The organism is Clostridium chromiireducens, from assembly GCF_003575225.1.
Classification (GTDB): Bacteria; Bacillota; Clostridia; order Clostridiales; family Clostridiaceae; genus Clostridium; species Clostridium chromiireducens.
On sequence record NZ_QXDJ01000003.1, the window covers coordinates 60,272 to 74,567 of the forward strand.

At 29.6% G+C, this 14,296-nt stretch carries 13 protein-coding genes and 1 other RNA gene; 10 read left to right on the forward strand and 4 right to left on the reverse strand.

Annotated features, from left to right (window positions below; all coding sequences use genetic code 11):
• Positions 1–217 precede the first annotated feature (217 nt).
• A complete protein-coding gene (locus D2A34_RS11555) occupies positions 218–1,324 on the forward strand; it encodes a DUF362 domain-containing protein (RefSeq protein ID WP_079439222.1) in 1,107 nt (368 codons plus the stop codon).
• 364 nt (positions 1,325–1,688) lie between these two features.
• On the opposite strand, the gene D2A34_RS11560 is transcribed toward D2A34_RS11555, so the two are convergent.
• A complete protein-coding gene (locus D2A34_RS11560; protein WP_079439221.1) occupies positions 1,689–2,453 on the reverse strand; it encodes a DODA-type extradiol aromatic ring-opening family dioxygenase in 765 nt (254 codons plus the stop codon).
• 373 nt (positions 2,454–2,826) lie between these two features.
• Here D2A34_RS11560 and D2A34_RS11565 point away from each other — a divergent pair, with 373 nt between their 5' ends.
• Positions 2,827–3,462, forward strand: coding sequence for a tRNA-uridine aminocarboxypropyltransferase (locus D2A34_RS11565; protein ID WP_079439220.1), 636 nt, complete (start codon positions 2,827–2,829; stop codon positions 3,460–3,462).
• 172 nt (positions 3,463–3,634) lie between these two features.
• Here D2A34_RS11565 and D2A34_RS11570 read toward each other — a convergent pair whose 3' ends face one another.
• Positions 3,635–4,165, reverse strand: a complete 531-nt coding sequence (locus D2A34_RS11570; protein WP_079439219.1) for a nitroreductase family protein — start codon at positions 4,163–4,165, stop codon at positions 3,635–3,637.
• Positions 4,166–4,302: 137 nt separating this feature from the next.
• Here D2A34_RS11570 and D2A34_RS11575 point away from each other — a divergent pair, with 137 nt between their 5' ends.
• Complete coding sequence (locus D2A34_RS11575; protein ID WP_119366704.1) at positions 4,303–4,686, forward strand: winged helix-turn-helix transcriptional regulator; 384 nt, start codon at positions 4,303–4,305, stop codon at positions 4,684–4,686.
• Between the two features lie 275 nt (positions 4,687–4,961).
• Entirely contained in the window at positions 4,962–6,896 is a 1,935-nt protein-coding gene (locus D2A34_RS11580) for a Cache 3/Cache 2 fusion domain-containing protein (protein ID WP_079439217.1), read from the forward strand.
• A 156-nt stretch (positions 6,897–7,052) separates the two neighbouring features.
• On the opposite strand, the gene D2A34_RS11585 is transcribed toward D2A34_RS11580, so the two are convergent.
• Positions 7,053–8,792 carry a S8 family peptidase gene (locus D2A34_RS11585; RefSeq protein WP_119366705.1) on the reverse strand — a complete coding sequence of 580 codons (1,740 nt, stop codon included), beginning with the start codon at positions 8,790–8,792 and terminating at the stop codon, positions 7,053–7,055.
• 333 nt (positions 8,793–9,125) lie between these two features.
• Between D2A34_RS11585 and D2A34_RS11590 the strand changes: the two genes are divergently transcribed.
• The 4 genes from D2A34_RS11590 to D2A34_RS11605 all read left to right on the forward strand — a co-directional run bounded on the left by D2A34_RS11590 (position 9,126) and on the right by D2A34_RS11605 (position 11,471).
• Positions 9,126–9,332, forward strand: coding sequence for an alpha/beta-type small acid-soluble spore protein (locus D2A34_RS11590; RefSeq protein WP_079439215.1), 207 nt, complete (start codon positions 9,126–9,128; stop codon positions 9,330–9,332).
• A gap of 296 nt (positions 9,333–9,628) precedes the next feature.
• Entirely contained in the window at positions 9,629–10,402 is a 774-nt protein-coding gene (locus D2A34_RS11595; protein ID WP_079439214.1) for a DUF4097 family beta strand repeat-containing protein, read from the forward strand.
• 171 nt (positions 10,403–10,573) lie between these two features.
• Positions 10,574–10,975, forward strand: coding sequence for a hypothetical protein (locus D2A34_RS11600; RefSeq protein WP_119366706.1), 402 nt, complete (start codon positions 10,574–10,576; stop codon positions 10,973–10,975).
• Positions 10,976–11,273: 298 nt separating this feature from the next.
• The gene (locus D2A34_RS11605) at positions 11,274–11,471 is read left to right on the forward strand and encodes a hypothetical protein (protein WP_119366707.1); all 198 of its coding nucleotides are present in this window, start codon (positions 11,274–11,276) and stop codon (positions 11,469–11,471) included.
• 275 nt (positions 11,472–11,746) lie between these two features.
• Here D2A34_RS11605 and ffs read toward each other — a convergent pair.
• Positions 11,747–12,011, reverse strand: an RNA gene (ffs, locus tag D2A34_RS11610) — signal recognition particle sRNA large type.
• 312 nt (positions 12,012–12,323) lie between these two features.
• Between ffs and D2A34_RS11615 the strand changes: the two genes are divergently transcribed.
• Both D2A34_RS11615 and D2A34_RS11620 read left to right on the forward strand, forming a co-directional pair.
• Positions 12,324–13,400 (forward strand): DUF4434 domain-containing protein, encoded by a 1,077-nt coding sequence (locus D2A34_RS11615; RefSeq protein ID WP_119366708.1) that lies wholly within the window; start codon positions 12,324–12,326, stop codon positions 13,398–13,400.
• 187 nt (positions 13,401–13,587) lie between these two features.
• Positions 13,588–14,199, forward strand: a complete 612-nt coding sequence (locus D2A34_RS11620) for an ECF transporter S component (RefSeq protein ID WP_079439210.1) — start codon at positions 13,588–13,590, stop codon at positions 14,197–14,199.
• Positions 14,200–14,296 lie beyond the last annotated feature (97 nt).

The following is a 14,296-nucleotide window of genomic DNA, read 5'->3' on the forward strand; positions in this document are numbered from 1 at the left end:
AGGAATCCACTTTCATATAAATTGTATCCATCTTGAATCAAAAAATAGTGCAAGACTAACTTCGTGTAAGATGAATTTACTCTTGCAATCACGAATTTAGTTTTTCAGTTTAGGGTACTTTTTCATTTTATATCTTGACTTAGAGTTAACTTTAAGATTTATAATGAAAACGAATAAACTTTAGATAAAAGTAAAGTGATTATGGAGGTATTTAAAAATGGAAAAATCAAAAGTATATTTCACAAATATGCAAACAACGGCTAAAGAAAATTTATTGCAGAAATTAAATCGTCTAATCAAGACAGCAGGAATTAATCAAATTGATTTTGAGAAAAAATATGCAGCTATTAAAATTCATTTTGGTGAACCAGGTAATTTAGCATATTTGCGACCAAATTATGCTAAAGTAGTAGCAGACGTTGTTAAAGAATTAGGTGGAAATCCTTTTCTAACAGATTGCAATACTTTATATGTTGGTGGAAGAAAGAATGCGCTGGATCATCTTAATTCAGCTTATACAAATGGATTTAGTCCTTTCTCAACAGGATGTCATATATTGATTGGTGATGGGTTAAAAGGTACAGATGAAGTTTTAGTTCCTGTTGTTGGAGGAGAATATGTGAAAGAAGCTAAAATAGGACATGCTATTATGGATGCTGATATATTTATTTCTCTTAACCATTTTAAAGGTCATGAGGCAACAGGATTTGGTGGAGCACTCAAAAATATAGGAATGGGCTGTGGCTCTAGAGCAGGAAAAATGGAAATGCATAGTAGTGGAAAACCTCATGTTTATAAAGATAACTGTGTTGGTTGTAGTATGTGTGCTAAGATATGCGCTCATACTGCCATTAGTATAACTGATAAAAAAGCATTCATTGATCACAATAAATGTGTTGGATGTGGAAGATGCATAGGTGTTTGTCCGATGGACGCGGTTATGCCGGCGTCTGATGAATCGAATGACATTTTAAACAAAAAAATAGCGGAATATTCTTGGGCAGTATTAAATGGACGTCCTAATTTTCACATTAGCTTAGTAATCGATGTTTCTCCATATTGTGATTGTCATGCAGAAAACGATGTGCCTATAGTACCTGATGTAGGTATGTTTGCATCTTTTGATCCAGTTGCGCTAGATATTGCTTGTGCAGATGCTGTGAATAGACAACCAGTTATGGCAGGAAGTTTGCTAGAAAAGAACGGATGTAAACATCATGATCATTTTACTGATGTTAGCCCTGAAACAGATTGGAAAGTTGCTATTGATTATGCAGTAAAAATGGGTCTTGGACATAAGGAATACGAATTAATTACAATATAATGTTATTAATGTTTCGCAGGACTATGAAAATCTCTCTGAAAGAGATAAATTGCAGGTTGTACCACTAATGCTTGCTCCCAATTTCATTGTGACAAGCATTAATGGAACAACCTACAATTAAGCTCTTTTAACAGCTCATTTTCAAATGCCTGCTGCACAAAAATGTGTCAACTTTCTGGTATGGTATTTATTTCAAAGTATAAATCAAACTTTTAGTTGGGATATCTATACAAGGGTTCCTAAATGAGATTCAAACTTATGAAATTTAAAAACCACTTATATCTCTAAATTGAAATTACGGATGTGTATTGTTATCAGTATGGAACCCTTGTATAAACAAAATTAAAAGCAATTTTTTAAAACTCTAAAATTCAAAGCAAAGATAGCTTAAATTTCCTAATTCGTAACTTCTAAAGATAACTCTCGGAATTAATAGTGAACTGCTCCCTAATGCTATAAATAATGGAACTAAATGATCCGGAGTTGGAACAGCTAAATTTGCATAAGGAGCATTATCGCTATAGTTATAAAGTGAAATAAAATCATTTTCTTTTATTCTATTAATTAACCAATCATCAAATTCTTCAGCCCAGGAATCAATGCTTACTGCATCAAAATCAACCAATCTTAAATTATGAACTGTATTTCCACTTCCAATAACTAAAATATCATCATTACCGAAAGTTTTAAGAGCATCCCCAATTTTAATTTGTTCCTGAATTGATAAATTAGAATTTATTGAAACTTGAACAATAGGAACATCAGCTTTAGGATAAAGATGCTTTAAAATAGTCCAAGCGCCATGATCCAATCCTCTAGATATATCTTTATTAACTTTTATTCCTTGATTAGTCAATTTTTCTTCAACTTTTGATGCGATCTCAGTAGATCCTTTTGCAGGATATTTAATTTGATAAAGTTCCTCTGGAAATCCATAGAAGTCGTACATTGTATCGTATACAGAATCAATTGATGAAATAGTAAGTGTTTCATTGTCCCAATGTGAAGTAAAGATAACAATAGCTTTTGGATTAAATTTAGTTCCAAGTTTATTTAAAAATTCAGTATAATCATCTTCTTCAATCGCCATCATTGGAGAACCATGAGCTAAAAATAATGGTTTAACCATATAATAAAATCCTCCTTTTTTAAATAGATTATTATTCATACTACTTATATTGTTACTGTCTAGCTTTCTTTATATTCTAAAAAAAAATAATATTATTCGAAATTTAAAAAATAAAGTGAATCTTTATTGAATATCTTTTATAGCTGGTAAATAACGGCTGATAAGAAACTTGGCTAAACCAGGTAGTATATGTTTGTTTTGAATAGTAAAAACGAGTCATAATAACAAGGAGATGGTAATCTATTGCATTTTTATTAATTGAAAGGATTTGCTAGAGTTGCTATAATATTGTTTGATTAAAATAGCTACATACTAAATAAATCTTAGTTTATAAAAAGTATATAATAATTGACAAAATGTTATAGGAGGAAAGATGAATTCTAATTATAAAGTGAAACAAGTAACAAAATTGCATGAAAGCTGCAATAAATGCGGGCTTCCTAAAATAAATTGTGTTTGCAATATAGTCCCTGAAGTTAAAACAAAAGCTAAAATATGGATACTTTCAACAGAGAAGGAGTTCTATAGGCCTTCGAATACTGCTAGAATTTTAAAATTAGTTAACCCGGAATCTACGGAGATAATTCTATGGGAAAGAACAATAAGTCCTACAGAGTTAATTAAAAACATAGAGGATGAACTTTATGATGTATATCTTGTTTTTCCGGAAGAAAATGAAAATATACAAAATGAAAACTTTGAATGTAGAATTTCTAATAGGACTCCAGCGTTTATTATTCTTGATGGTACATGGAAAGAAGCTAAAAAAATATTAAGGAAAAGTGATTACATAAAAGATATTCCTAAGATTACTTTAAATCCTAATTATAAATCAGAGTATACTTTGCGAAGAGGCATAGAAGATGGAAACTTATGCACTATTGAAGCTGCAATTGAGGTGTTAAAGTTAACTAATGATTTAGAAAGTGCTAAAATTATAAAAGAGGCTTTTCATCTATTTTTAAGTAGTTTTACTGCTGGATTATATTCAAGTGGAATGAAGAGATAAAATAATTAAAGACTTTCTAAAAAATAGTTTAATGCCATTCATAGAAAGTCTGATTGTTTTAACATGTAATAAATAAATTATCATATTTTTTAATCAGTTATTTATTTAAACATATAATTTGCCTAAAAATATAAGACATGTGTGTAATTTTATTTCAATGTGAAATCTATAATTATTTAATTACATTAACTTCAATTGTTTGTTTTAATTCTTTTACTTTTGTTAATGGTTCAGTAGGATAGCCAATTGCTAGAGCGGCAGCAGGTACAAAACCATCTGGCAGATTAAGTTTCTTTAATAATTCAGTATTAGCAGAAATAGCAAATAAAAATCCTAGTAAATATACACTACCAAGACCAAAATCAGTAGCGGCTAGTGCCATGTTTTCAACTATGCAGGCTGCATTAGCAACTTCAACAGCAGGAGCTTTTTCATTTTGTTTTCCAGAAACAACGACAAGGGTAGGTGCACCATAAAATGGATTCATATTAGGATTTTTGAATGTTTTTCTTGCTTCATTAGTAAACTTTTCTAATAAATCAGAATTTTGTATCACAGTCATATGCATTGAATTATAGGCACCCATTCCCACTGGGGCAGCACAACCAGCCTTTAGTATTATATCTAAAGATTCATCACTTATTTGTTCAGGTTTATAACTTCTTGTAGATTTACGCATCGCAATAGCTTTCATTAATTCCATTGTTAAAATCTCCTTTTCATAAGCATTTACTCAAATTATTAAACTTGGTATAATTATTATACTTACTTATTTTTTGTGGGGCAAGTACTCAGAATTTAATGATTAAGTATTATTTTTCATACCATGGAGGAATTGAAATGGCGACGAAGCAAGAATTAGAACAGTATTTAGACGAACTTAGATCGTGCAATAATGAAAACTATGAAGGGAACACAGAATGTCCAGTAAAATATACCCTTGAAGTTATAGGAGGAAAGTGGAAGTTACGCATATTAGTGAGATTGTTAAAAAATGATGTAGTACGCTTCAATGAATTAAAGAGGGAAATTCCAGGAATAACAAATACAATGCTTTCTAATTCCCTACGTGAACTTGAGAAAGATCAATTAATTATTAGAAATCAGTATAATGAGATGCCATTAAGAGTTGAATATGAGTTGACTAATAAAGGAAAAAGTTTATTGCCATTGCTATATGAACTATATAATTGGGGAAGAAGTCAAGTAGAATCTAATATATAAGAGGATGGAGTTGGCTAGATGAAAGTGTTAATTCAAATATATTGATTAACGCTTTCAATTATTTATTTGCAATCAAGAGTTCATAGCTTAGATTTATTTTTATAATAAAGAAATTAAATCTTCTTTACTTAATTTAATATAAACAATGAAAAAATATCGTTATTATGGTATAATTAGTCGAATATGTACTAAATAAAAGATATGGGTTAAAATGTTAATGATGTCATTAATATAAAATATCAAGGATATCATTGACAAAGGAGAAGTGTTTTAAAATGAGAATAAAATATAAGCTTATGATAAGCTATTTGATTTTAATTGTTTTTTCGGTAAGTGTGATTGGATCTTTAATTGCGCAGAAATCGAACAAGGCCATCTTAAATGAAGTTAATGAAAAAAGTCAACGCTTAACAGAATCAATTATTACAACTTTGAGTGTTAGAAATGATCTGCTCACAGAAAAATCCTATGGTGATTTAAACTTTGCAGAAACAATGTTAAATGATTTAACAGATTTAAGGGTGAATTATAATGAAAATATAAAAGTTGGAGAGTTTAATTTACCGGTTTTATATTCTGGAAAACAAAGATTATCTTTAGATAATACGATAGTTGATAAACTTAAACAGTCAACGGGAACAGCTACAACTATTTTTTTGTTACATGATAATAAACTTATACGGGTTTCTAGTACAATTTTCAAGGGTAACAAAAGAGTGATAGGGACATACATTACAAGTGATTCAACGGCTTATAAAAAGATAATTAGTGGTGAGGAATATACTGGTGATATTGTAATAGAAGATACAGGATATGTGACAAGAATGAAGCCTTTGTTAGATAAAGATAAGAAAATAATAGGGGCAATAGGTTTAGGAAATAAAATTATTAATGATTACTTAGAGAAAACGCTTAGTAGCATTAAATTGGGGAAGACCGGATATGCGTATATATTAGATTCTGAAGGTAATGTAATAATTCATCCATATGAAGGCGGAAAGAATGTAAGTGATTATGATTTTGTCAAAAAGATGCATGATGCAAAGGAGGGAGCAATTGAATATACTTATAATGGAGTTAAGAAGGTTGGCTATTATAAATATTTCGAAGCCTGGCATTGGTATATAGTTACTACAGCTGACTATGATGAATTAAATTCAGCATCCAAGTCGATTTTGACAACAACAATAATTACTGCTTTAATAATAATTCTTTTTGGAGGAATCATTGCGTTATTTTTGACAAATACATTAGTTAGTCCAATCAATAAGTTGAAATCTTGTATGGAGAGGGTTGGAAAAGGTGATTTGACAGTTCGATGTGACATAGATAGCAGGGATGAAATAGGAATACTTGCAAATAGTTTTAATAATATGTTGTCAGAAAATCAAAGGCTTTTAGAAGAAACATTGCAATATGATAAGTTAAAAACAGAATTTATTGCTAATATGTCTCATGAATTAAGAACCCCTTTGAATATTATCTTTTCTACTGCTCAATTATTTAATGTATTTACAAGTAAAGGTGAAGATCTAAATACTGAAAAAATAAGAAATTATACAAGTAGCATAAAACAGAACTGCTATAGATTATTAAGATTAGTAAATAATTTAATTGATATGACAAAGATAGATTCAGGTTTTATGAAACTAGAGTTAAGAAATGAAAATATAGTAGAAGTTGCTGAAGAAATAACTCAATCAACTGCTGAATATGTACGATCAATGTCAAGAACGATTATATTCGATACAGATGAAGAAGAAAAAATTATGGCTTTTGATGCGGAAAAGCTTGAGAGAATTTTGTTAAATTTAATTTCTAATGCTACTAAATTTACTAAATCGGGAGATGAAATTATTGTTGCCATTTACGATGAAAATGACCATGTTATCATTTCAGTAAAAGACACAGGACGAGGAATTAAGGAAGAGAAATTATCACAACTTTTCCAAAGATTTAAACAAATAGACCCATTGTTAAATAGAAGCCATGAAGGAAGCGGGATAGGATTATCAATAGTAAAAGCCTTAGTTGAGATGCATGAAGGAACAATTGAGGTAAAAAGTAAGTATGGGGAAGGCACAGAGTTTATAATTTCTCTTCCAGCTAAAGTTATTTCTGAGAATTATGAAGTAAAAGCTAAAAGCGATTCTACAAATCAATCTAATGTGGAAAATATTAATATTGAATTTTCCGATATTTACACGTAATGAAAAGAGCAAGACTAGGATTAAAAATATATTTTAAGAGTATAAATATATAAATGCAAGGAAAAAACATCTATTTTAGGATAGATGTTTTATTTTATAATAAGTAAATTTATTATTCGACCTATTTTACTATTTAAAGTTATATGATGAATTTGATTAAGACATACTTTCAAATATCTTTGGAACATTTAAAATTCCATACCCCCAAAATGGATTTGGTGTAATGTCTCCACTTCTAGCTATTGCACCTCTAGCTAGGTAAGATTTAATGGTTTGTGCATACATATTTGGTTCATTTCCATTTACTATTCCCCATTGAAACAGCATAGCACAAACTCCAGAAACAACCGCAGCAGCTACACTAGTGCCATTAACAATGGCAGTCTTATTTCCAGGCGCTACTGTTAATGCGTTTACCCCACCTGCTGCAACATCTATTCTATCAATATAGGATTCTAAAAAAGACATACCCGAATAATCAACAAGATTATTGTTATTTTGATTATAGGCCGCTATAGTTATTGCATAAATTGAATTGCCAGGATTAGTTATGGTGCCAAAGGGATCAGGAAAGCTAAATTGGGTGCTTCCAACAGTTATACCTCGCTGAGGCAACCAAGCATCAAATCTGCCTCTTAATAAATAGTTTGCTTGAACTCTAAGACGCCATATTCCAGGTTGTAGGTTATAAAATCTAATTCTAATTAACTCATCACCTGTAATTTCTTCAGGAAAATAGTAGTTAACTCTAATATTGGTTTTCTCAAAAATAAAAGTATGATCAGTTGTATAATTTAATATAAGAGGTATAGTGCCTGTGCTTTCACCTGAAGGTGATACTATCTCTAGTGAGACTACATCGGGTAAACTTGCCCAAATTTGAACGCCCCATAAATTTTTTTGCTCTGGTGATACTTCAAGTTCAATAACTCCAGCACCAAGTCCTTGAACTCCAGCAATTGGAACTATTGTACCAGAGGCATGGCCTCCTGCATCTCTTTGATTGCCGGTTCCAGTAACAACAGCTATGCCGCCATTACTAGAAATAAATGCAATAAAATCTTCTAAGACACCTTCGCCTTTATGATTACCTAAGGTGCTACCTAGTGGGAAATATATAACTAACGGCTTATTTGAAGTAAGTGAATATTCATATAAATATTGAAAAGCTGCGATTATGGCTGTTATATTATATACTGGAACAGTAGTATCAGGAAATTGCAATTCAAATGAATAATCTCTTATTAACTTAACTATTACAAAATTACAATCAGGAGATACACCTCTTAGATTTGGATTTTTCCCTGCTGAACCTATGATTCCAGCCATATTTGTTCCATGACCGATTTCATCTTGACTAGGAACAATATTATAAGGGGAACTTCCTTCTCTAGATGCTCTTACAGCATCATTTATCTGATTTCTATCATAAACAATTCCAAAAGGTACAGGATCATTTGGAATTGGGTTTGTGGTTATTAAAGTTTGATCCCAAATGCTTTCAATTCTTGTCAAGCCATTTGTATCCATAAATTCTTCGTTTAAATAATCTATGCCTGAATCAATTATTGCTACATTAACTCCTGTACCAGTTAAGTTTAGCGGAGAACCTGCCTGCAAAAAACCAGCCTGAGATGCTTCGAAAGGCGAAACTTGCTGTAGGGTATAAAACTCGGCTGGAACAACATAAGATATAGATTTAATATAAGGTTCATCACCCATATTTATTTCGACATCTTTTTTTACAGATACAAGAGCAAAACTTTCATTGATTATTGTTACATAATAATCTGGGATCTTAGAAACTTCTGATAGGATATCACCTTGGTACTGAACAATATAATTATCATAATTTATATCATTAAAAATCTTTTCTGCTTGCATATTTTTTTGCATTGTATCCCCCCGAAATCATGCCATAATAATTTTTTTATTTAAAATATTCCTAAAATAAATCAATTTTATTTTATTGTTATTATTTGTATAAATAATTGTGAAATGTGCATTATTAAACATACTATTTATAAGAGTAGTCAATTACCTTAATTAATAGAACCTAATTAATAATATTTATATTTACTGCAAATTATTCATTATTGATATACGGTAAAATTTAATAATGCAAGATATATGTACTACATTTGTTAACAAATTTATAGATTATAATTTTGTATAGTGGTTAATATATTACTGCTAGGCAAAATAAATTATTAAAGGAGGTAGATTGATATGGCTTCAAGAAATAGTGGAAGAAACAGAACATTAGTACCAGAAGCAAAGCAAGGATTAAACAGATTAAAAACTGAGGTTGCTTCAGAAATAGGATTAAGTAACTATGAAAGCGCAGATAAAGGAAACCTATCTTCAAGACAAAATGGTAGCGTTGGTGGGGAAATGGTAAAAAGGATGATTGAAAGCTACGAACAAGGACTTTAGAAAATAAATAAAAGTAGATGCACTGAGTAAATACTTGGTGCATTTACAATTAATAAAGATTTAATGAAAAAGATAGTTATAATGACATGACTATCTTTTTTGCTTATCTATTTTAAATAGTGGATAAAATAGATTAGGAATATTAGATAATTGTGATACTTTTTTGATGTATAAAAGAGAAAGTATTAAGTAATAGGAATGATGTGTCTAAGAATAGTATTTAAAAATCATATTAATTAAACTTACAAATTGTGGTATAATTGTTTTGTAAATCCAATGAATAAAGGAGAAAAATCGTGAGTAATAAGTCAATCTCAGCAATTATCATAATTATTATAACTTCTTTTACATTGACTTCATGCAATAATGTAACTGATCCATATAGCCATGAGAATAATATCAAATTTTTTGAGGAAACAACTCCATACAGTAAAGAGGAGAATAATGAGTACAACTATAAAATAACAAATGATAAACTATCAATTAATAGTAAAAGTAATAATTTAAATATAAAAAAAAGTAATACTAGTGAAATTAAAATAAGTATGAAAAAAATTGTTGGTGGAAAAAACGAAGATAAATTACAAGAGGCATTAAATGATATTCAGTGTTCCTATGAGAATAATACTATACAAATTGGTCCTATCAAAGATGACTCATCAATTATAAACTCAAATTTTGTTGAAACCATTATAAATATTCCTGAAAGTATTACATCTCTAGAAATAATAAGTAGTGTTGGAGATGTTAGTTTAGAAGGAGATTATAATACTTTAAAAGTTCACTCAAACATTGGAGATTTTTCATATAAGGGAATATTAAAAGAAGGAAGTGTTGACTCTATTACTGGGGAAGTTAAAATGAATTTAATGCAGCTTGAAAATAGCTATAAATATGATATTGACGGAAAGATTGGGGATATCAATATTAAATTACCTAAGAATGGTTCAATTTGTTTAACTGGAGCAGCTTCAAAAAAAGCTAAGATAGGAAAGGAGATTTATGTTAATGAGACAGGAGCAGTATTTAATATAAACAAAACTATATCAGAGGTAGAAATAGATAATTAGAATTATTTTTATTAGACAACTTCTAGAGGAATTGTAGCATAGTAAAAATTCTTAAAAATTATTAAGAATTACGTTTGGAAATATATGCTATAATTAATAAGTAGATTAATAATTAAGTTGATAAATAAAATTGAGGACTTTAGATTTATATATCATTGGGAGGATATAATTATGGCAAGTATATTAAATGAAGAGGAAGTATTATGTTCGATTAATTCTTATAGGAATATTAAGATTGCTACAAAGATGGGAAATATTCTTACAAATGTGATTACAGGAGGGATAGCAGGTGGAGTAGTGAATGATTTTAAATTAAGCCTTACTCCTGATAATTTATATATCCAAGCTATTGAATATGCGGCTTGGGGAGGGTTGCCTGAAGTATTATATACAAATAAAATACCAAGAGAAGATATAAAAAATTTTAAGGTGAAAAATGAAGAGAATAAGGAATTTATAACTATAATTATAGTTAATGATGAAGAGTTGAATTTTATAAGAGATAATGAGCAGAAGAATGATTTAGCATCAATAATGGCAGCAATTATCTCAAATAGCAAAAATGTAGTATAACTTTTTGAATTATTAATTAAATAAATTGAGGGCTTGCATTATTTGCATAAAAAATACTTTAATAAAAGTATTTATCTAATTGCATATTCGATTATAAGGTGATTCTTGAATAGAAATAAGAATTACCTTTTTTGATTTTTAAGAATGGAAGATAATATGTTTCAAAAAATGCACAACATTATTAACCAGTACATAGATTATAATGTAAGCGATTTTAACTATGTTTCAATGATATATACTAATAGATTAAATTTCTACTTAATATTTAGAAATTAATTCTAAGGAGGTTCGTAGGAATATGACAAAAGAAGATGAAGGAAAAACAGTTAAAGTTATATCAATCGATACTATTGATGAAAGCAGAGCAATTCAAGTTGGAGATTTAGGAAAAATAGATAGTTATGAGAATGAAATGACTTGCGTACTGCTTAAAACTGGATTAGCAAAAGGAAGTATATATTGTTTAAATGAAAGTCAACTTAGTTTGTTGGAATAATAAAAAATTATAGTTTGTTATAAATAGATGCCAATGCTATAATACTAAGCATTGGCATATAATTTCAAATAAAAATCCGAAATATCGGTACTCTGATTTTGACGCCTATCTCCCGATAGGTGGGTGTCCTCACAGATTCCTCAATCGCCTTCAAAACCCAACAAGGGACTCATTTGTAGGTACATTTCTTCATCTAAATATTGAACTCCAAAAAAATAAATGTAGGTTCAAAATAAGAGTTTAACGAGTATCTCAGAATTTAAAATCAAATATAATCGTGCACTCAATGTTGACAATTAATCTACTTGCGCTACAGATCTAGTAGCTCAAACTAGGTTTATCCACGGCACTCAGAAATTATCACTTACCGCTGCTTCCTTCCGGATCTGACGGAGTTCATGAGTTTCTGCTGCATGGGACCCAATTCTCAGTACCACTTTAATCAGTCAGACCAAACATATTAAAGTCTAAAGTGAGAATTCAATCCTGCTATAGCGGATTGCAGGTTACAGGGCACCGCTGGCTCCCCATCTAGCACGATAACCTCTTGTTCATGGCAGCTAATTTGTTGCCGTGAAGTTATAATAACATATTTATTGTATAGGTGCAATATTAATTAACGTGGTAATTTATACCCCTTATGGATAGTACTCATAATCAGCAAGGAGACACATTATTCCCTGCTTTCTATGTTGTAATATAGTCTTAATTTAATGATAAAATAATTACTATACTAAACTTTTATTCTGGATAATATATTATTAAAGATAAGAGAAAGAAATTTGAAAAAGATTTATACTTTTATCTTTCGAGTAAATTATCATATTAAATATATAGGCTGGTGAGGGAGTTATGAACAAGTTTTTGATAATATTTGTAATTTGTATAGTAAATCTTATTACAATTCTCAAAAAGATATTTAGACGTAAAGTAAAAGATGAAATTAAAGTTACCATAGGCGCAAGACATGATGATAAACCAATATTTAAGAGTTCATTTATTCAAAAATGGTATGCAAAAGACTTTAGTTTAGAGAGATGGATAGAGGAACTAAGAATGTTGCAAAATGTTGGAATTGAAGAGATAATACTTCAAAGTATTGTAGATACAAAAAATAAAGAGGCTGTTTATAATACTCTTCTTGAAGGTTTTGTTTCAAGTGAGAATGATATGATTAAATCTGCACTAGATGCAGCGGAGTATATCGGGATTAAGGTAAGAGTTGGTCTTGGGGAAAGTGAAGATTGGTGGGAAAAAGGTTGGTATGATTTTAAATGGTTGAGTGAGGAAGCTGATATAAATAAAAAGATAGTGAATGAAATATTAGGAAAATATGGAGACCATAAAGCGTTTGGGGGATGGTACATACCTTATGAATTTTCTGAGTTCTTCATAACCACAAAATCACAACAGATAAATTTAAATTTATTTTATAAAAGTATAGCAGAAGAAATTAAAAGCAAAAACAAGAACTTTAGTATAATGATAGCACCTTTTTTCAGCTCCAACAGATTTAAAATTGGATCAGTAGGATTATGGAAGAAAATAATACAAAATGTCTTAGTGGATACGAGTATTGATATAGTATCGCTACAAGATAGCATAGGTGTAGGGTATAATACTTTCGAGAATGTTTCAGCATTATTTTATTATACTAAACAGGCCACAGATGCTTTAGGCATAACTCTTTATGCAGATATAGAAACATTTGATTCAACAGAAAAAGGAAATATTCCAGTAGATCTAAAAAAAATCCTTAAACAAATGTCTGAAGTATATTGCTACGTTGATGGATTTGTTGCCTTTAGTATTAATCACTTTCAAAATAAAAACGAAGAGAATCAGATAGGTAACTACAATAATTATTTAGAATACTACAATAAAATTAAAATAGAAGAGCTATTTGAAAAAATAACTCAAAATATATGATATGTACAAATTTTCTATCAATACCTCTAATTATCTTCTGGATTAATATATAGTAAAGTATAAGAAACATTCAATTTTGGATGTTTTTTATATGTACCCATACAATTGATATAATAATCTTAAGATGATATAATCATTACATTATTTCCATATAAAAACAAAATAATGCAAAAGGGGGGGGAATTGTATGGAAAATAAGAACTCTAGAATTGTTAAACTAATACAAACAGGGATACTTGCAGCACTGTGTTTTGTATCATTTACTTTTCTTTCTATAAAAATACCGGTTGGTGGAGATGCAGTTTCATTACACATTGGAAATGCTTTCTGTGTATTAGCGGCTTTACTTCTTGGAGGATGGTATGGAGGATTAGCGGGGGCTATAGGTATGACAATATCTGACTTACTAGATCCAACATATGCTATTGGAGCACCAAAAACTTTTGTTTTGAAATTATGTATAGGTTTGATAACAGGATTAATTGCTCATAAATATGCCAAGATAGATGAAAGTAATGACAAAAAGTATGTGGCAAAGTGGACCATTATTGCCTCAATTGGAGGATTGGCTTTTAATGTTGTTTTTGATCCGATTGTTGGATATTTCTACAAGCAATATATTCTTGGACAACCTCAGCAAGTTGCTGCTATATTGGCTAAGTTTAGCGTATTTGCTACTTTTATTAATGCAGTGATATCTATAATATTAGTAAATATTATTTATAATGCTATAAAACCAATATTAACTAAGTCAGGGTTATTATTACCTGTAGGAAAAAATAAACTCATGAACCAATAAAATTTTAGTAAATACTAAAAAATATGATATTAAAATAATAGGTCATTAAAATCTTAAAATGTGGATTTTAGTGACTATTTTTATACAAAAAATAAGA